18 protein-coding genes and 1 tRNA gene are annotated in these 17844 nt (G+C 35.7%); 2 read left to right on the forward strand and 17 right to left on the reverse strand.

Features of this window, described 5'->3' with window-relative positions:
- Nucleotides 1–33: 33 nt before the first annotated feature.
- From HHL23_RS09575 to HHL23_RS09635, 13 genes are all read right to left on the reverse strand, one after another.
- Nucleotides 34–660 (reverse strand): AbiU2 domain-containing protein, encoded by a 627-nt coding sequence (locus HHL23_RS09575; protein ID WP_169234589.1) that lies wholly within the window; start codon nt 658–660, stop codon nt 34–36.
- Between the two features lie 48 nt (nt 661–708).
- Nucleotides 709–1752, reverse strand: a complete 1044-nt coding sequence (locus tag HHL23_RS09580; RefSeq protein WP_169234590.1) for a hypothetical protein — start codon at nt 1750–1752, stop codon at nt 709–711.
- Complete coding sequence (locus tag HHL23_RS09585; RefSeq protein ID WP_169234591.1) at nt 1752–1991, reverse strand: hypothetical protein; 240 nt, start codon at nt 1989–1991, stop codon at nt 1752–1754. The genes HHL23_RS09580 and HHL23_RS09585 overlap by 1 nt, the downstream gene beginning before the upstream one ends.
- Complete coding sequence (locus HHL23_RS09590) at nt 1988–3373, reverse strand: phage portal protein (protein ID WP_169234592.1); 1386 nt, start codon at nt 3371–3373, stop codon at nt 1988–1990. Before HHL23_RS09590 ends, HHL23_RS09585 begins: the two co-directional genes overlap by 4 nt.
- Nucleotides 3373–4932: a hypothetical protein gene (locus tag HHL23_RS09595; protein ID WP_228464691.1), complete on the reverse strand. Its 1560-nt coding sequence runs from the start codon at nt 4930–4932 to the stop codon at nt 3373–3375. Before HHL23_RS09595 ends, HHL23_RS09590 begins: the two co-directional genes overlap by 1 nt.
- Nucleotides 4925–5398, reverse strand: a complete 474-nt coding sequence (locus HHL23_RS09600; protein ID WP_169234593.1) for a terminase small subunit — start codon at nt 5396–5398, stop codon at nt 4925–4927. The genes HHL23_RS09595 and HHL23_RS09600 overlap by 8 nt, the downstream gene beginning before the upstream one ends.
- A gap of 249 nt (nt 5399–5647) precedes the next feature.
- Nucleotides 5648–5968, reverse strand: a complete 321-nt coding sequence (locus HHL23_RS09605) for a hypothetical protein (RefSeq protein WP_169234594.1) — start codon at nt 5966–5968, stop codon at nt 5648–5650.
- A 251-nt stretch (nt 5969–6219) separates the two neighbouring features.
- The gene (locus HHL23_RS09610) at nt 6220–6399 is read right to left on the reverse strand and encodes a helix-turn-helix domain-containing protein (RefSeq protein WP_169234595.1); all 180 of its coding nucleotides are present in this window, start codon (nt 6397–6399) and stop codon (nt 6220–6222) included.
- 254 nt (nt 6400–6653) lie between these two features.
- Nucleotides 6654–7100 (reverse strand): hypothetical protein, encoded by a 447-nt coding sequence (locus HHL23_RS09615; RefSeq protein ID WP_169234596.1) that lies wholly within the window; start codon nt 7098–7100, stop codon nt 6654–6656.
- An 18-nt stretch (nt 7101–7118) separates the two neighbouring features.
- Nucleotides 7119–7421 (reverse strand): hypothetical protein, encoded by a 303-nt coding sequence (locus HHL23_RS09620; protein ID WP_169234597.1) that lies wholly within the window; start codon nt 7419–7421, stop codon nt 7119–7121.
- A gap of 110 nt (nt 7422–7531) precedes the next feature.
- Nucleotides 7532–7876 (reverse strand): hypothetical protein, encoded by a 345-nt coding sequence (locus HHL23_RS09625; protein ID WP_169234598.1) that lies wholly within the window; start codon nt 7874–7876, stop codon nt 7532–7534.
- A 1-nt stretch (nt 7877) separates the two neighbouring features.
- The gene (locus tag HHL23_RS09630; protein ID WP_169234599.1) at nt 7878–8372 is read right to left on the reverse strand and encodes a hypothetical protein; all 495 of its coding nucleotides are present in this window, start codon (nt 8370–8372) and stop codon (nt 7878–7880) included.
- 65 nt (nt 8373–8437) lie between these two features.
- A complete protein-coding gene (locus tag HHL23_RS09635; RefSeq protein ID WP_169234600.1) occupies nt 8438–8689 on the reverse strand; it encodes a hypothetical protein in 252 nt (83 codons plus the stop codon).
- A 181-nt stretch (nt 8690–8870) separates the two neighbouring features.
- On the opposite strand from HHL23_RS09635, the gene HHL23_RS09640 reads away from it, so the two are divergent.
- The gene (locus tag HHL23_RS09640) at nt 8871–9116 is read left to right on the forward strand and encodes a helix-turn-helix domain-containing protein (RefSeq protein ID WP_169234601.1); all 246 of its coding nucleotides are present in this window, start codon (nt 8871–8873) and stop codon (nt 9114–9116) included.
- 45 nt (nt 9117–9161) lie between these two features.
- Here HHL23_RS09640 and HHL23_RS09645 read toward each other — a convergent pair whose 3' ends face one another.
- The 4 genes from HHL23_RS09645 to HHL23_RS09660 form a co-directional block, all read right to left on the reverse strand.
- The gene (locus tag HHL23_RS09645; protein WP_169234602.1) at nt 9162–10289 is read right to left on the reverse strand and encodes a tyrosine-type recombinase/integrase; all 1128 of its coding nucleotides are present in this window, start codon (nt 10287–10289) and stop codon (nt 9162–9164) included.
- Between the two features lie 94 nt (nt 10290–10383).
- Nucleotides 10384–10457 (reverse strand) — tRNA-Arg (locus HHL23_RS09650).
- A 66-nt stretch (nt 10458–10523) separates the two neighbouring features.
- Nucleotides 10524–12293: a TonB-dependent receptor gene (locus HHL23_RS09655; RefSeq protein WP_169234603.1), complete on the reverse strand. Its 1770-nt coding sequence runs from the start codon at nt 12291–12293 to the stop codon at nt 10524–10526.
- 83 nt (nt 12294–12376) lie between these two features.
- The gene (locus HHL23_RS09660) at nt 12377–15340 is read right to left on the reverse strand and encodes a tetratricopeptide repeat protein (protein WP_169234604.1); all 2964 of its coding nucleotides are present in this window, start codon (nt 15338–15340) and stop codon (nt 12377–12379) included.
- 236 nt (nt 15341–15576) lie between these two features.
- Here HHL23_RS09660 and HHL23_RS09665 point away from each other — a divergent pair, with 236 nt between their 5' ends.
- The gene (locus HHL23_RS09665) at nt 15577–17817 is read left to right on the forward strand and encodes a CocE/NonD family hydrolase (RefSeq protein WP_185194867.1); all 2241 of its coding nucleotides are present in this window, start codon (nt 15577–15579) and stop codon (nt 17815–17817) included.
- Nucleotides 17818–17844 lie beyond the last annotated feature (27 nt).

Consider the following 17844-nt stretch of genomic DNA (forward strand, 5'->3'; position numbering starts at 1 on the left):
ATTGAGTTTCATGGTTATTAGTTTTATCCTCGGCTACGGTCGGGGATTTTTGCCTAATATTTGATTTACCCTTTCCTCCCTTGTTAGTTTCTGCTTTTCAGCAATTGTTTGAACAATTTCTACATTTCTATAAAAAATAGGCTTGTAATCGTAATCTGTATCAAACAAAACAACATAAATTTCTTTTATAAGTGAAAGTGTTTCCTTTAGAAGTTCTTCTATTTCAATGTAGCTAATATCTATTTCAGATAACAGTTTTTCTTTACCTTTATCAGTATGTGCATAAAGTTTTTTTCTAAGGTTATTTATCTGAACTATTAAAGGTTGCTTAGATTTACGTAACTCTGTCCATTTCTGATACAGCATCGTATAATCGGACATTTCCGTAAATAAAGCAGATTGATTTATACGTATATAGGTAAAAATATTAATGAAAGAATAATCATTTTTAACTCCACTTATTCCGAAAATCTTATCTAATTCAATAATACAGTTTTTCCATAAAGAATGTTGAATAAAGCGTATTGAAGGTCTTTTAATTACTGACTTTTCAGCATCACTATTAGCAGTATCAAAGTATTTCGCAAAAAGGTATGATTCGTTAGCCTTAATGAATATTGCGGAAGCTGTTTCAAGTAATTCTCGTAGAGTATTGTCCATAAATTAAATTATGTTCAAAATATAAGAAATAATGTCTAGACAAATTTATTAACTCACAAACTTTTTATTTTCCTCTAAGAAATAAGGCTTACTTTTTCTCTTTTCTAATGTCTCACGATTTTCTGAGAGCCATGAGTTAAAATTATCGGGAACACCTGAGACAAAGTTAGCTGATGATTCGGGTGATTGGTTTTGACCGTTGTTTATTTCTGTGATAAGTTCCGAAGGTGATTTTAGGATCATAGTTCGGAAACACTTACAACCAACATGCCAGCTGGACCAGTTGAAGTCCTTCGGATAGCTTCCGGCCAGTTCATCACACATATCATAAACCTTATGTTGAGGGCTTAAATTGATTTTCTGACCTACTACATCGTTATTTCCCTGAATCCTTAATTGTTCGGATTGTCTGTAGGCTGTATTGATTTCGTTTGCGGCTAACCTCATCGCATTTTTATGTGCGGATCTGTAGACACCTTGTCCGGGATGGAAAGCTTTTGCATTTTTGCTCAACTGCAGATTTCCGTGCTTATCCCGGACCCTACGAAACAATGCGTCTGGATTATTTAGGTTCCCTTTTATTTTCCGTGCAAGGTCCTGAGCAGACATTCCCTCTTTGAACGCGTCATCTATAGCAAATTCAAGGTTTTCTTTGGCCTGCTTGGTAATATTCCAAACTCTTTCCGATACGGTAAATTTGCCGTTCTTTCTCTCTTGGAATACTTCAAGTGCTTTTTTGTTTTGAGATTGTTTTGAGATTTCTCTCATTTTGGAATCGTAGGCAGTAGTAGGAATCTTTGGTTTGATTGCATTCATATTATCGGTAAGCAAATCATTTACTTTCTGATTGGCAAAATCCCATTCATATTCCGTGTAGGTTCTAATCTTCGACAAAAGACCATTGTTGTAGGTCATTAATGCTTCGCTGACTGCTTTTGTTATCCTGCTGTAATCCTTGAATCTGAATAGCTTCTCACTTACTTTTAAATTCACCACAAGCAAAGCGATTTCCCTCACTAAATCATTGTACAAAACATTGATTGAAGTGAGGTATTTGTTTATTCGCTTTATATGTTTTTCGTCCGGGGTCATTACAAGTATTTAGAAATGAAATTAAGTATTGGATTACAGAATTTACCTATAAGTTCTAATATTCTACTTTGTAAGATATCAACTGATTTTGTAGTGGTTAATTTATCCTGTTTGTATGTATCTTCGTACAGCTCATTATAACGACGTAAGGCTTCAAAATATTCTTCCATAGCTTTCTGAGCTTGTTCTTTAATCACTTCTCTTTCTTTTTCGGTTAAGCCGTCAAATTTTGCTTTCATAATAAATCGTTACTCATTTTAAATTCTTGATCAGCCTTAATTTGTTCAATCTCGGAATCAATATCTTTGATGCCTGCTTCCTCCATTGTAGAACGTTGGCTCTTCAATGGTAATCCACCATTTTGCTCCATTAAATCTCTTAAGAATTGAGCATGGTTGTTTATGATGTATGGTGTAATCACTGGTTCTGCATCTAAATCGGAACTTCTGAAACTTGTATTCATCAACTGCAGAAATGATTTCACAATTGACATTCTACGCTTCAATGCCGGCACATAAACAGACATTTTATCCATTACTTTGAGGTGTGGAAGCATGAAAAGAAATGCTGCGTTTTCGGTGGCGAGCATATTGCCCATTCCTTGCAAAGCTTCGGGCGAAATATTGACTGAATTGGTCATCTTGTAGAGAATACTTTCCAAATCTTCTTTTTCGTTGCTTAATGATTCACTTGCATTCGGTGGCTGTATAAATTCACCTCTGGAATTATCACCTTTAAACTGCATTACCTTTCCGCTTCGGTCTTTACTGAAACTTCCTACTACTTCACCATGTAAGCCAAGGATTGGTGATGAGAATTTCTTGTTTGTTTCTCCGGTATCGCTCTGGATCTCTTCAAGTCTTTCAATGGCCTTTTGAGCTTTTGACCATTCAACATCTGAGAACTGATAAAAAACAATAGGTATTTTACCAATAGAATTTACACTTTCGGAGACCAACTCAACACCGCCATTTCCATCTTTCAGAATAGCGATTGTATCAGCTGTGTAGATTTCGTAATACTTCACCTTTTGACCGCCTTCTTTTTTCTCATATTCCCGAAGAAAGGCAATCATATCACCTTGCTCATTGAAGTAAGGGTACATCTTGTTTTTGTCCGGTGTGAGAATGTTTATTTTTAGTCGGAATTGAGAATTAAAACCATAGTATTGATTCGGTTCATCGGCTACCCACCAAAGTTCAGCACATTGAGTGAATCTTCCGTTTGATTTGGCTATTTCCCTATCTAAAAAGATGATCTTTTCCTTATCCAGAATTTTCAGATAAGCATCATACATGGCTGAATCTTCTAAATTATTGGTATACTTAACGGGATTACCATAAAGGAAAGTAACAGCATTTGCGACAATCTCTTTTTGGTACGCCAAAGGAATACGATTTAAATATTCGATACGCTTCCCTTCTCTTTTTTTACCTTCTTCATCAGTGTACTCATATTCTACCGTACGATTCGGGTAATTGTAAAGATCAGTCATGATCCGGTGCTTGCTCTCATCCCATTCATTATTGAATTGCTCAATATTGGGAAGTTCTAAACCGTTATCCTTGAGATATGCGATTTTTTCACCGATGTTGCTGAGGTTGTTAAAATATTCATTCATTATATCATTGATGCTATTCGACTGAGGTTATTATTAATTTTCGGAGGTATTGGATAGAAAGTATTTGCCAGCGCATCAAATAAATCGGGTGATCTTCCTAAACGCTTTTTAATATCTTCTTTTGCTTCTATCTGTATTTTACCATCACTTCTGAATTTCCATTTTATTTCGGTTGCCTCTTCTATGAAAATATCATTTGGCGGAATCATTGGATTAAAACCGTTCTTTGGATTTAGCCAATCACGAACACACCAAAATAAATACGCTCGCATATTCAGAAACTCATATTGATCTGTAATATCTTTGAGTGGCTTATCATTCTGAGTGGCTCTCTCTGAATATTTACATGAGATTGATCTTTCTTCCTCTCCCAGTTCTACAAGACGAGAATATACTCCTGCACCTTCTCCAATTGTATCAATAGAAACAAAAGTTTCTTTATGATTTAGTAGATTTTTCAATCTTCCTGCTGAGGCCATATGATCTGCTACACCTGCAGAATTGAAAACGTCAAACTTTTCTACATAATCAGTCCATTTGTGACAATCAACTGTATTATCTCTACCCATTCCGGCAATATCAGAACCTACTACTCTCTTTCCGGATGGTTGGTAGCCTTTTTGCTGTGCTTCTAACCATCTTTTATTTGCGATTTCTACCCACTGCTCCGGAATAAGATTATCTTCAGATACTTTCGGGAATTTTCCTAAAACTTTAATTCTGAAAACATCAGTCGGTCGGTACCACTGACCATCATATTCAAAATCATCCTCTTCTGTTCTTACTTCATTCTCATTTATTTTGGTACACCAGTTTTCTAGTTTATCCGCAATCCAATTATGATCTACTTGTCCGGGAATAATTTCTTTCTTTGCTACTACATTTGGAGCATCCATTGAGTTAAGACGAAACTTTGCCCATCTGTCACCCTTTTGACTCTTTGCTGCATATCCTACGGTTGTATTCGGGTTAAAAACGAGTAATATCCTTGAATTACCTTGTAAATTTCCTTCAATTGCATTAAATGTATCATCTGAAATACCTGAAGCTTCAGTAATGGCAAACATTGTATTTACAGCGTGAAAACCAGACCATGCTTCATGATTATGCTCGTCGGCTTTAAATCCAGTAAGAAACCACTCTTCATAATCAGTTCTGATATCATAAGCATTCAACCTACTGATGTCGGAGAAACCACCCATGATTTTCTTCGCTCTATTGTAAAGCCTTGAGATTTCGGGCATCATAATATTTTTAACCTGGCGATCAGTAGGAGCAGTTAAGGCAACTTTTGTATTTGCAATCAATTCTCCTTTTTCATCCCATCTTGGAGTAAGGAACATAAAGCACATTGCAGCAACTGCCGTAACAAAGTCCTTTCCTCTTGCCGTTCCACTTGCAACTGATGTTCGTGGATTAACCTGAACGGAATGTAAAACCTTTTCCTGCTCAGGATCAAGATTAACACCTAAAGCTTCACGAGCGAACAAACACCAGTCATTTCTCCATGTGTCGATCTGTGCTATTGCTTTTTCTTGTATGGCATCAGTATTATTCACTAATTGGATTCGATTTTTTAAGGAAAGAACCAAATGAAATACTTTCACCGTTCGTGGTTAAATCTTGTTTATCTGCAATACCTAAATCTCTGGCAATAATGTTTGCGTTTAGTACACCAATTGCGGTGTATTTTAACTTCCAATTATAGATAACTGTTTCCGCCCATGTAATGACTTCCAAAAAATCTTCCGTGTATTCCTTGTAATTTTTTAAAGATTCCCATTTAGCAAAGCCTAAATAAATTGACAACTCTTCTTTAGTGGGGAAATCATCTATCTTGATTTGTATGTTCTCTCCTGCTAAGTCTCCTGACTTTATGATGTCTGGTTTATTAATAAAGGATTCTGATTTCTCTTGAAAGTATTTTTCTATTTCAGTGTTGAGGTCTTCTGCATTTTCAAATATTTTATTCCTTCCGTCTTTTGAACGAAGTTTATAATATTTATTTCCTACTGTTGCTGCCATTGCTTATATTCCGTCGTAATCTGTTAGTGCTATAATATCACCTATTACCGTGTCGTTGTATTTTTTCATATCTATTGAAATTTTGATTTATTCTTTTGACTTGTTACATGCCATCCGTGACATTCTTTGCAGTAATATTTCCTCTTTGGAATTTTACTTCTACTGCTTGCGTGCTTACATTTATAAATTACATCGCTGGCTTCTCTTTCTGTTGTGTACAAGATTTTTGAACACAAACTATCTTTATTTTCAAACCTCATCAGCATCTAATTTTAGGTACCAATCGATAAGCTTTATTGCATCTTCCAGAGTCCAGCGGAAATCTGCATAGTATCCCAACTCGCGCAAGTTCTTAATTGTTTCTTCCTGAGCCTTCAAATGAGCGTTTTCTAGAAGACTTCCGTTTTTCTTGTATGGTGTTTTTGTTTTCAGTTCTATGAAGAGACCGTGATAAATTCCTCGAGGTGCAAAAATGATAAGATCCGGAGTTTTAAAACCTCGCTTCTGAATACTTGCGTTTCTTGTTGCTTGAGCTTCCGTAAGTTTTACACTTGCAATAGTATCTGACATGAATAAAACATCTTTATGTTGCGCTCGTAAATAAGTGCAGACTTGTCGTTGTAAAATAAACTCAGGCTGTTTTTTCATATTAAAATACCATAACACGCAAATATATTTATAACTTTGATTTATTGCAAGTTAAAACCACACATATAAAGTGACACTTTAATAATTATGTGGTTTAAAAACCGTTTTTATTACACGAAAAAACCACCCTAAAAAATAGAGTGGTTGAATTTTTACATTTCGGTAAATTAAGTTTAGAAACAGTCTCGAATTTCGATATTCAGAATTTCACACCATTCACGAAGTTTTTTAACACTTATACCTCTTTTGCCTGTTTTGTATTCTGATATTCTTGCTTCTGTCGTTTTCAAAATAGGCGCAAGTTCTTTTGCTTTCTTTTTTGAAATTAAAATAAATTTCTCAATTTCGTTCATTTTAAGTGATATTTCTGTAAATTTGCTACATCATATTAAATGATTGTTTCATTTAGGTGATTAAGTGAGTTGTGAATTTTTAAAATTATTTTCGTAATATTGTCTTATTGAAAACATATTTGATATATGTAATTTGATGAGTTGTGAATTACTAATAATTAAGAATTCGCAATAAGGCTTTCAATAGAAAGATAGGCAATGCCTATATTATTCCGTTGTGAAAACATTCAAGGTGGCGAAAGTCGCCTTTTTTATTATCTGATATTGAAATGTTTTTTTATAAAACTTTGCGACACACCTGTCTTTTCTGATAACTGTTTTATCTCTGCTCTTAGTTTTGAACCCGGTATAGTGTTGACTAAAGAATAATCTTTTAATTTTAATCTGTTTTCATTATCAAAACTAGTTTTTAATTCTGTTACTTGGCCTGATGTGCCATTGTCTTCATCGTCTTCAACTTGGCCAATAAAAACATCTTTAGAATATGTACCATCTGCCCACTCATTTAAAATTGAATTAAAATCTTCAATGTTCAAATCTCTTTTATCGCAAATATTTTCTAATTGATCTACAATAGATAGTAATTGATTATCTGCACTTTTTACATACAAGTAAATGTCGCTGGTGCCTCTTAGTGCTGTATTTGCTTCGTGATCAGAGACCCTTACTTTTAATCCATTGATGCTATAATATTTTGACATAGCGTTTTGTTATTTTAATTATAAAGCAAGATTTTGAGCAAAAACAGTATTTTGATATTTGCTTTTTAATTCTTGGTCTCTATCTCTTATAACCTCTATTTCGGTTTCTTCTTCATAGATGTTACACAAAATGCTTCTAAACTTACTTTCAGCCGTCTTTTGGCTTTTGGCATTTAGAGAAAGATTTCTCATTATTCTCATCATGAATTCTTTCAAAGAAATACCACTAAAACTAGGCTCATTCTTTAACTCTTCATATTTTTCAATAACGAATTCTCTATTTTGAGAAAGAAAGTTTTGTAAGTTGAAAGTAGTTGCCATAATTATTATTTTTTAATGAGTTGGTTTGTCTCTCATTTTTCATACTTCAAAGATAGTCTATAATTAATAATTACACAATATGTATAATTAAATTTAACAAACTTTAACTTTTAGAAGTTTATTCTTTCGATGATTTGGCCTAAATGCGTTTCAAATTGCTGCTTATGTTCAATATCAAGTATTTCGACCAACATACGTCTTGCATCGTCATGATAGCCCTCTTGAATCAATAATACTTTGTGATTTCGTAGTTCACCGTTTTTATTTAAGAACCTTGATTGATAATGTGGTGTATCATCTCGATATTCAATTTTCTTTATGCCAGATTCTATTTGGTCAAAATAGACTTTCTGTATAGGCAGGTAAAGCGGTTTGTTTTCGATTGCTGAGCTTTTGGCAATAGTCTTTGCAGGTCTTGATACTTTTGTTCGGTGACGTTGGGCGATGCTTCTCATTTTAATTTTGTTTTTTATCTGTTGCCGAAATGTATTCTTCGTGCCAATGACCTAATCTCATTTCGCCATTTTTAAATGGTATAATATATTTTCTAACAAAGCATTCTACCCCTTTTGAAAGAAGAAAGCCATGTCTATCAGATCTATTTATACCATCTGAAAAGTCCATCGATATATAATTCGCCTTTAAGGTACCCTGTCTGCCTTTTTTGCAAAAAAACGCAATCGTATTAATGCCAGTAAAACAATATATGTAGCCTTTATTTGTCTGTTTAATTTCAATTACATCGTCTTTATATTCTTCTCTAAAGTGTCTTTCTGTTTCTTTAAGATCTTCTTTAGAGAAGTAGAACCAACCTCTACCCGAATGAAAACTAACATTATTATCAATAATAGTTTCTACCTTTTGTAAGGTTTTAAATGTGAGAATGCCTCTAATTGGGTATTTTGACAACATTTCATCTATCAATTCTGGGGTTATTTCATTAAGTTTCATACTATTTGGCTTTTATAAATTTAACTCTTTTTCTAATAAGTTTAGTAGGTGATTTCTTCAATACTTCAACCGCTTTTATTTCTGGGGTTCTCGGCTTCTTCTGACCAAACATTGAAAACATAACCAATTGCTTCACCTTCAAAATGATTTAGCGAAAATCTTGCTGTTACGCCATTTTCTACATAATCAATTACAATTTGACCATTGTACATGAAAGCGATGGCGACGCCTTTTATGCCGTACTCTTTTGCTTCTTTATACCAATCGTTTAATCTTTCGTTTGTATAAGCAATTACTTGTTGTGCTGTAGCGTTCATAATGTTTGTTTTAATTGTTATCGTTTCGTTTTGATGGTACAAATATAGGCACTAAATGTTAATCTTCAAAATATTAATTAACATTTAGTGTTAATTTATAATGATTATAAATAAGCGTTAAATGTTAATTATTTGTTTTTATTAATATTAAATGTTAATTTTGCACGTATAAAACAAAAGAATGCATCTACTTATAAAAGAAGTCGCTAAAAGAAAAGGTTTAACAATGCGAAAACTGGCAGAAAAAACAAATATTGACACCGTTACGTTAAGTCGCTATAATACTGGTGTGATTGAACCGCCTATTAGTAGATTGCAGAAAATAGCCGATGTTCTCGAATGTGAGATTGTCGAATTTATTCCAGTAGGTTTGAAATTTGAACACGATGTTATTTCTGGTGAATGGTTGGGAATAAGAAAGAAATAAAAAAGCCCCGATAATTCGAGGCTCTATATTTGACATATAATATTGTTAAAATGTTTTAATTTGAATTTTCTTCTGAGCCTCTAGTCTTCGTTTTTCGCGCCCTACTGTATAAATTGCAGTGGTCTGATCATTTCTATGCCCTGCCATAATTTGCGCGCTGAAATGAGCCTCCTCTACCTTATCAAGAAAGGTGTGCTTTAATGCATAAATTGCCTTATTGACTCCGAGTGGCTGCATTATTTTGAACCTCCAGAATTTATAAACATACGTTCGATGCATTTCGTCTGGCCCCGGCTGATAGAAGAATGAGAAAATAAAATCATCATCAAATAATGCATTTTCCAGTTGATCCTCCCAAAATGCCAGAGCGTTCGGAATTATAGCGCGCTTTTCCCTAACATACAGTTCACCTTTTTTAAGCGTTATTGTAAATTCCGCTTTTTCTAAATTCACATCAGATTTTTTCAAGCCCAAAATTTCTGGAACTCTACAGCCAGACAAAAAGAAAATCTGAAAGAAATTATAAAAGTGATTATGTTCAGCATATATGTGCTTGTCAATTGCTTTTAACTCTTCATCAGAAAATATCTCCTTTTTCTGGACAATGTGTTTTTTCGCTTTAATTCCGGTACATGGATTCACCTTAAGACAACCAGCGTCCACCAAATCAGTGAACAACGACGAAAGATGTATTTTAGCCTTATTGTAACTGTAATTGCTTAGATCAAGAGATTCCAGAGTCTGTTTTATGTGCAGCAACTCAACATCTTTTATCTTTAGGTAATTCAGGTTTAATTTTTCAAACCCAATCAGGAATTTATTTAGATCGCCTTCAACATTTTTACGATGTTCCGGAGTAAATTCTTTCTTCTCCAGGATCTTCGTTAATGCTTCTCCGGAAAATAATTGAGAGTTAATTTCTCCCCGCTCAAACATATACTCTTTCGTTCTGGGATTGTAGTCTCTTTCATCCAGAAGTTCAGTCATTTGTTTCAAGAGACTTTTTTCAATTGTCTTCCGCTCCTTCTCAGATTTGAAACGGTTTAGTCTTCGTCGATAAGTAAATGGCTTTTCTCTATCAGGCTCGTAAAAACGGCACTGGATAAACCAATCATCTTTTGATGTGGTTACAAGGAAATCGGAGCGTTTGCATCCGAAGTTTAGATTTTTCATACGTATTAATTGTTACTGATTTTGTTACTAATTAATACGCTTCCAAAAAGTTAAAAAGCTGTCAATCCCTTTGTGGGAAAGCGATTGACAGTAGTGACCACGGAGGGATTCGAACCCCCAACCCTCAGAGCCGAAATCTGATATTCTATCCAGTTGAACTACGCAGCCTTTTATATGAGTAATTGGTAATCAATTGTGTACCTATTACTGATTACCAATCACCCATTACTTTTATTAGAATGTAATTTTCACTCCTCCCACAACCTGTGCGCCTAAGACTTTATAGCCTTTATACGTTTGGTAGTTTGAGTTCAGAAGATTGTTTCCGAGTGCGAAAATACTGAAATTTTTGTGAAATTTGTACTCTGCGGAAAGATTTAAATCTGCATAGCCCCCAACTTTATCATTTCTGTTCTCTGTAGACTGGTAAACCAGGTTTGGATTGGCTACCCCTTCAATCGCGAAAGAGTTTGTGGTTCTGTCACTTGCAAAGATTCCTTTGAAACCTAACAGGAGTTTTTTATCAAGCATGGTATATTTTGCTCCGATGCTTACATTCACTAAAGGAACGTTGTAAATATCTTCGTAATTTTTCAGATCGTACTTCGTAAATCTTACTTCTCCGTCTAAAACCAGATTCTCAAGCGGGAAATACTGTACGCTTCCCTTAATATCACTTACATTTCCGTCATCATACACAGCAGAGAATGTATTCGCAAAATTGTAGGCAGAACGGTTCAATGTATAGACGTTGTCGAAAAGGTTGTTTCCCTGGAAGAACATAATATCTCTCATTTTTCCGTAACCGGCAGAGAAGTCATATTTGAACGTTTCGTCGATATCTCCACGTAAACCTATGTAAAAATGATATTGCGTCTCTGTAGGCTTTAAAAACTGGTCAGAAAGAATGAATGGGTTCGCCTGAAGAAGATCTCCGTACGTATTAAGCTTAAGACCACCATCTACCCCACCATAGAATTTAAATTCTTTAGCAGCAGCCACCTGAAATTCAGCCTGTGGAAACCAGTAGGTTTTGTTATTTTTCACCTCTCCACCCAATGCATCATTAGAATTTTTAGCATTCAGGAAAGAAAATCCGGAACCTAACATTAAGTAGGAGTCTCCTTTTCTGAACGTTACTTTCGGAGTAAGGCTCGTATTAAAGAAATTGGAAGAGTTTTTGTTGACAATGGCAAAATCTGTTTTCACCGCTTCCACCCCAACGCCTAAATCTGCATTCAGATTAATTCCTGACTTACCGATCTCAACCGCATGCTTCGAAAGATTGGCCAAAATGGAAACCTGATTTTCCTGTGCATCAAAATGATCTTTCAGGAAAGAGGATTTCACCCTTACATCATTTAAAATTTCATTGGAATAAAAATCATAATATCCATTCACTTTAAACTGACTGACCCTCTGCTTCAAATCTACATCTGCAGCAGGTGTCAACGCATAAATTCCATAATATCTGTTGTTATCCAATCCATACTGAGCATTCAGATTGAATTTTCCTTTTTCACCATATGAATTTAAGTACGCTCCAATTGATGTAGAACTTTGTTTAGAATCCCAATCATATTCTTTTTTCAACCCTAAAGTGGAAAGGAAATGGAAATCCGCTCCTACTTCAAGCTTATTATCAAGGGTTTTGGAAATATTGGCATCTCCTAAAATCTTCCCGAAGTTCCCCATCCCAAACTGTAAATAGTTATTCTGAGCTGTTCCCTCAAATTTCGGAGTGACATCCTGTCCCTGAATAGTGGACGTCTTAAAATCCGAAACCGCAGGCACATCCGTGATGGTATACTTCACAGGATTCTGGGATTTCTCTTCCGGCGGATAATTCTTGATCGTTTCCACAGAAGTCTTCTTCTTCTCGATCTTCTTCACCTCCGGTTCCCGCTTCTTATTAAGAATCAGTTTTTCCTCCTTGATCTGGGAAAACGCAAACTGCGAAAACCCTAAAAATAATATGGATAATAATTGAATTTTTCTGTTCATTGCTCAATATTTGTATTCATGTATAATGTCGGATGTATAATGTATGTATCGGATTGTACTTTGTACATTATACTTTATACATTTTACTTTTTAATCTGCTTTTTAACCTCTTTTGCTTCTGCTACAATCTCAGGAAAATCTTTGTAGTTTTCGATGATCTGGTCGCAAGTGTAACTGGCCTGGTAATTATCTTTCAGTCCAACATAGTTCTTAGCCATCAGTACCAAAGCTTTTGCTCCCCAATAATCTTCAGAGGCATAGTTATTGGCTAATTTAAAGATGGTCTCATTGGAAGACTTGAATGCTTTTCCTTTATTCTGATAATAAGCTTTTGCATACAATGCTTCTGCAGCAACCGATGTATTGGATGATTTTTCAAGGGAAGTATAAGCTGACTGTGCCTCTTTATCTTTTCCTGAATTCATTAAGCTTCTCACCTTAATCACTTTCGCTGTTTCAATAACTGCAGCAGAGTTTTTCGTATTCGCGATCACTGCATCAGCCAGTTTTTCAGCCTGAGAGAAGTTTTTCTCACCGGCATATACCTTCATCAGCTCAACGTTCGCATAGTTTTTAATGCTGATGTCTGAAGAGTTTTTGATGTTCTCAAGATACTTTTTAGCTTCCGCCGTATTACCCTGAGCCACGAAAATCTGTGCCAGACGGGTCTGCGCATCATCCTGATAGTCGTTTTGTACCGATGCTACCTCCTGAAGAACAAGAAGCGCTTTCGTAGCATTATTGGTTTGATAGTAGCTTTCTCCCAGCTCGTATTTAGCTTGATAAAGGCCTTCTCCGGTAGGATTCTGCGTTAAATATTTTTCGTAGTAAGAAATAGCGTTTTTGTAGTCTTTCTTCGTGAAATACTGCTTACCTGTAGACAGATTGATCTCATCGATTTCAGCAGCATCCACATTCACCCCGATATTTTTCGCAAAGCTTTCATATCCGGAAACATCGCCGTTTTTCGTAAAAATAGGTTTCGCAGCCTGAACGATCTTCTCCGCATAAGCCGTATTTTCATACTGCTCTCCTAAAGATTTAAGCTCAGAAAGTGCTTTGTCACTTTGATTCTGGTCGATATAATTCTGGGCTCTGTAAATCGATGCATTCGCAATAAGATCTTTATCCGAAGAGGTTTTGATCACTTTCGCAAAATAATCATTGGAATTCGTAAAATCATCCTGTGCGGAGTACGCAGTTCCCATTTCATACTGGGCATCATCATAATATTCTGAATCCGGATATTTAGAAAGAAGATTTTTCAGATTCGTGATCTTCGCCTGGGTGTCGCCTTTAAATCCTAAAGCCATTGCTTTTTGATATAAAGTATAATCGGTGGCATCTTCATTTTTATCGTAGATCGCAATCGCCTCGTTCAGATCATTATTCGCGTAATGAATATCTGCCAGACGAAGTTCCGCATCATTTTTAAATTCTGGTTTCGGATTGCTCAGATATTGTTTGAAATACGTCTGTGCCTGATCAAATTTTTTAGCTTTAAAATAAGCATATCCTAAATCATACGGTAGTTGTTGTTTTTCAGGGAAGGTTTCAGTAAGAAGTTTCTCATAACGGGCAATTGCCGACGGATAATTCCCTTTCTGGTAATACACCTGTCCCAACCAATATAATGCTCTGTTGTAAAATTCTTTATTGATGTTAAATCCTAAGCTTCTCAGGAAATACCTTTCCGCTTCATCATAATTTCCTTTGTTGAATTCCTCTGTTCCCAACAAATAAGAAACCTCCTGGTCCACTTTATTGATCTCAGGAGTAGAATTCTGAAGTCTGTCGATCGCGTTAAGCGTTTCTTTATAGTTTCCGGAATATAAATATGATTTCACAAGAAGTGACCTCATTTCCGGCGCATTGGCATCATTCTGATTTTCGTTGATATAGCTTTGGATTACCGTAGAAGAGCTTTCAAACGGGTTTCCGATATCGTAACTCAGTTTTGCGTACTGTTCGTGTGCTAATTTTTTAACTTTAGCATCATAATTCATCTGGTAAGAAGAACGGAATGCCGAAAGAGCCTCCTGTTTTTTATCCACCGCCAGATATGCATTTCCTAACTGATAATAAGCGTTCTGAGCAAGCGCTGAATTGCTGTTGACAAGCTGGTTGTAATAAGAAACCGCTTCATCATATTTTTTAAGCTGAGCCGCCACAAACCCCATTTCATAAAGGTCATTTTCAGACGGGTTCTGCTGTACACTTAAATAGTCTTTCAGGTGCGGATAAGCCGAAGTATAATCATTTTTCATGAAATAACTCTCTCCGATGATCTTATGAACCTCTGCTTTATAAGAATCCGAAAGATCCTCGTTCAATAAAGCAGTTCCCTCAGAAATAGCCTGATCATAATTCTTGTCATTATAATACATCTGTACATAGTAAGGACGCACCAGTTTAGAAAATTTAGGCTGATCTTTTACAGAATCGAAATACTGAAAAGCTTTATCATTCTGACCACTTGAATAATACAAATGCCCCAGCATATAAGCAATGTCTCCTTTTTGGGATTCATCTGCCGTTTTATACGCCTCTTCCAGAGCATCCGTAGCTCCTTTGGTATCACCGGTCATAAATTTAGCATACCCCAGTTTCAGAATGTACTGTGTATTTTCTTCTTTCGAAAGCTGATACTGGTTCACTTTTTTCAGTGTCTCCAACGCTTTGTCAAAATCTTTTTTAGCTAAATAATAATCTGCCAACGGAAGATTAGCCTGAGCAAAATAAGCTGAATTTGGATATTCTTTCATGAAGGCAGTCAGTCCTTCCTCCGCATGGTTTTTCTGAAGAATCACCCCGATCACATTATCAAAAAACTGCGCTGCCTCTTTTCTCGATCTAGACAAGTTCTGATTATAGAAATACTGTCTTGCATATTCGAACTGAGAAGCATTGTATATTTTGGTCTGATAAAGATTTTCTGCGAGATTGAACCTGTAATTTTCCTGCTGTGTAAAGTACTGTGACTGTTGCGCTTCGGAAATCCCGAAATAAAGCACTGCAGCTGAGAGAAGTATTTTTTTTGAATTCATTCTTTTTCTGAATAAAAAGATTAGTCTTATAAGTTAACGAAAATATTAAAAACTTATTGTTTAAGCAAGTTTTAAAGGTTTAATAACATAAATTAACAATTGACTCCATTTCACCCTTTGATGATAAAAAATGATTACTTTAGTATTATAAAACGTGAATAGATATCAATAGAACATTATCAAAAACATATTTTGATAAAATCCTCATTGTACACCAGCTAAAAACATACCATTACATGAAAATTAAAATACTTTTAGCATTAATATTAGTCAACCTGATGCAGGCTCAGAAGTTTTCCTTTCCAAAAAATGCAGTCACAGACTCTACCATTTTAGAGAAACAAATGCCTTTGCTTGCCTCAAAATTGATGACACAACCGCAGTTTCTGAAACTTAAAAACAGCAACAGATTAGCTTATTTAGACAATCTTCTCCGTTTACAGATGGTTGCCAAAGATTATAAAAAATCGATTACCACGCTATCGGATTACCGTAATGAATTTGCTGCTCATAACATGGCCGGGAATAAGTTTATCGCCTATGAATTTTATAGCATGGCCAAACTGATGGAGGCAAAAGAAAAGATCACGTTTCCTGTTGCTCTTCAAAAGGCATTCAATAAAAAGTATGAAAGCCTTCCGGATAAGCTGATCACTAAGGTGGGGATCGCGGTAGACGGGGATGTGAACGGAAGCAGAAAACTTCTAAAAGAAACACTGGAGAAGCAGAAAGATAAAGACAGCATAGACTACGGAACCGCTCTGGCTTTATGTAAAAGTTATCTGAATTATAAATCCTTTTCGGGCATCAAACCTCAGATTGTACAATTGGTAGAATTAAAAGACCAGGAGAAATTCATTACCGAAACCAAGGACCTGAAAACAAAAAATGGAAATACCCTGACGATTACTATTGTCAGAAAAAAGGAAAACACCACTCCCCTTCCTGTTATTCTTACCAATAATATCTACGCCGGACCCATTGATGCTTTATTCGGGAAAAGAGCGGCCATTTACAATTATGTGGGCGCTGTGGTGAATACCCGTGGCAAAAGAAACAGCAATGATGTAAACAATCCTTTTGAACACGAATCACAGGATATTTATGAAGTGATCGACTGGGTTAGCAAACAGCCCTGGAGTAACGGTAAAGTTGGGATGATCGGAGGAAGTTATCTAGGCTTCAGCCAGTGGGCGGCTGTAAAGAAACTGCATCCGGCCTTAAAAACCATTGTTCCGCAGGTTGCGGTAGGCGTCGGAATAGACTACCCTGCCCAAAACAATATTTTCATGAGCTATATGCTGCAGTGGATCAATTATGTGACAAACAATAAGCTTACAGATGAAGCAGACTTCAACAATGCTAAAAAATGGGATTCTATTAATACGGCATGGTACAAAAGTGGAAAATCATTCAGGGCTTTGGATACCATAAGCGGTAAGCCGAATAAGATTTTTCAAAGATGGCTGGATCATCCCGGTTATGATGAATACTGGCAGAAAATGGTTCCTTATAAAAAAGATTTTGCCAATATAAACATTCCTATCCTGACAACTACAGGATATTATGATGATGATCAGATAGGCGCGCTGTCTTATTTCAAAGCACATCACCAATATAACAAAAATGCAAACCATTATCTGGTGATGGGTCCTTATGACCATGGTGGTGCCCAAAGTTTCGGATTTACTTACGTGAATGGTAACCCGATCGATCCTGCAGCGAGGATAAGTATCGATGATCTTGCTTTTTCCTGGTTTGACTATATTCTGAAGAATGGAAAGAAACCCGATCTTTTAAAAGACAGGATCAATTTCCAGGTGATGAACACCAATACATGGAAACATGTCCCAACCCTGGAAAAAATGCATACTTCGACAATGAAATTCTATCTTCAGGATCATAAAGGCATTCCATCAGTTTTCAATCAGCCTGCGCAGGGAAATTTTGTTAAACAGACCGTAGATTTTAAAAACAGGGATCAAAAAGAGACTTATCATTCGGTAAGCAAAATTGACAGTGTAAAAACCACTAATTCCGTTTATTTTGAAAGCGAAGTTTTAAGCAAAGATTTGATTATCAGCGGAAATCTGACAGGATTCTTCAATGTTTCCATTAACAAGAAAGATTTTGATACAGATACCTATTTGTATCAGGTAAATCCAGAGGGCAAGACCTTTTTATTATCAACGCATATTGTAAGAGCAAGCTATGCCAAAAACAATGCCGTGCGCCAGCTTCTTGAACCTGGTAAAACAGAACAGATTCCTATAAAAAATTCAATATTCATCAGCAAAAAAATAGAAAAAGGAAGCAAATTGGTGCTATTGGTCGGAGTCAATAAAAACCCAAGCTGGCAGATCAACTGCGGAACCGGAAAAGATGTAAGTGATGAAACGATAAAAGATGCCAGTGAGCCATTGGAGATAAAATGGTACAACAACAGCTATGTGGAAATACCTATTTACCAAGAATAAAGGCATTTAGCCATGAGAACCTCAGCC

Source organism: Chryseobacterium antibioticum, from assembly GCF_012927325.1.
GTDB lineage: Bacteria > Bacteroidota > Bacteroidia > Flavobacteriales > Weeksellaceae > Chryseobacterium > Chryseobacterium antibioticum.

What these genes read in the sequence shown, in the direction of transcription:
- HHL23_RS09635 (WP_169234600.1), bottom strand. Translation starts at nt 8,689, where the DNA reads ATGAACGCTACAGCACAACAAGTAATTGCTTATACAAACGAAAGATTA.
- HHL23_RS09575 (WP_169234589.1), bottom strand. Translation starts at nt 660, where the DNA reads ATGGACAATACTCTACGAGAATTACTTGAAACAGCTTCCGCAATATTC.
- HHL23_RS09660 (WP_169234604.1), bottom strand. Translation starts at nt 15,340, where the DNA reads ATGAATTCAAAAAAAATACTTCTCTCAGCTGCAGTGCTTTATTTCGGG.
- HHL23_RS09665 (WP_185194867.1), top strand. Translation starts at nt 15,577, where the DNA reads ATGAAAATTAAAATACTTTTAGCATTAATATTAGTCAACCTGATGCAG.
- HHL23_RS09630 (WP_169234599.1), bottom strand. Translation starts at nt 8,372, where the DNA reads ATGAAACTTAATGAAATAACCCCAGAATTGATAGATGAAATGTTGTCA.
- HHL23_RS09600 (WP_169234593.1), bottom strand. Translation starts at nt 5,398, where the DNA reads ATGGCAGCAACAGTAGGAAATAAATATTATAAACTTCGTTCAAAAGAC.
- HHL23_RS09615 (WP_169234596.1), bottom strand. Translation starts at nt 7,100, where the DNA reads ATGTCAAAATATTATAGCATCAATGGATTAAAAGTAAGGGTCTCTGAT.
- HHL23_RS09655 (WP_169234603.1), bottom strand. Translation starts at nt 12,293, where the DNA reads ATGAACAGAAAAATTCAATTATTATCCATATTATTTTTAGGGTTTTCG.
- HHL23_RS09640 (WP_169234601.1), top strand. Translation starts at nt 8,871, where the DNA reads ATGCATCTACTTATAAAAGAAGTCGCTAAAAGAAAAGGTTTAACAATG.
- HHL23_RS09590 (WP_169234592.1), bottom strand. Translation starts at nt 3,373, where the DNA reads ATGAATGAATATTTTAACAACCTCAGCAACATCGGTGAAAAAATCGCA.
- HHL23_RS09585 (WP_169234591.1), bottom strand. Translation starts at nt 1,991, where the DNA reads ATGAAAGCAAAATTTGACGGCTTAACCGAAAAAGAAAGAGAAGTGATT.
- HHL23_RS09625 (WP_169234598.1), bottom strand. Translation starts at nt 7,876, where the DNA reads ATGAGAAGCATCGCCCAACGTCACCGAACAAAAGTATCAAGACCTGCA.
- HHL23_RS09645 (WP_169234602.1), bottom strand. Translation starts at nt 10,289, where the DNA reads ATGAAAAATCTAAACTTCGGATGCAAACGCTCCGATTTCCTTGTAACC.
- HHL23_RS09620 (WP_169234597.1), bottom strand. Translation starts at nt 7,421, where the DNA reads ATGGCAACTACTTTCAACTTACAAAACTTTCTTTCTCAAAATAGAGAA.
- HHL23_RS09605 (WP_169234594.1), bottom strand. Translation starts at nt 5,968, where the DNA reads ATGTCAGATACTATTGCAAGTGTAAAACTTACGGAAGCTCAAGCAACA.
- HHL23_RS09610 (WP_169234595.1), bottom strand. Translation starts at nt 6,399, where the DNA reads ATGAACGAAATTGAGAAATTTATTTTAATTTCAAAAAAGAAAGCAAAA.
- HHL23_RS09580 (WP_169234590.1), bottom strand. Translation starts at nt 1,752, where the DNA reads ATGACCCCGGACGAAAAACATATAAAGCGAATAAACAAATACCTCACT.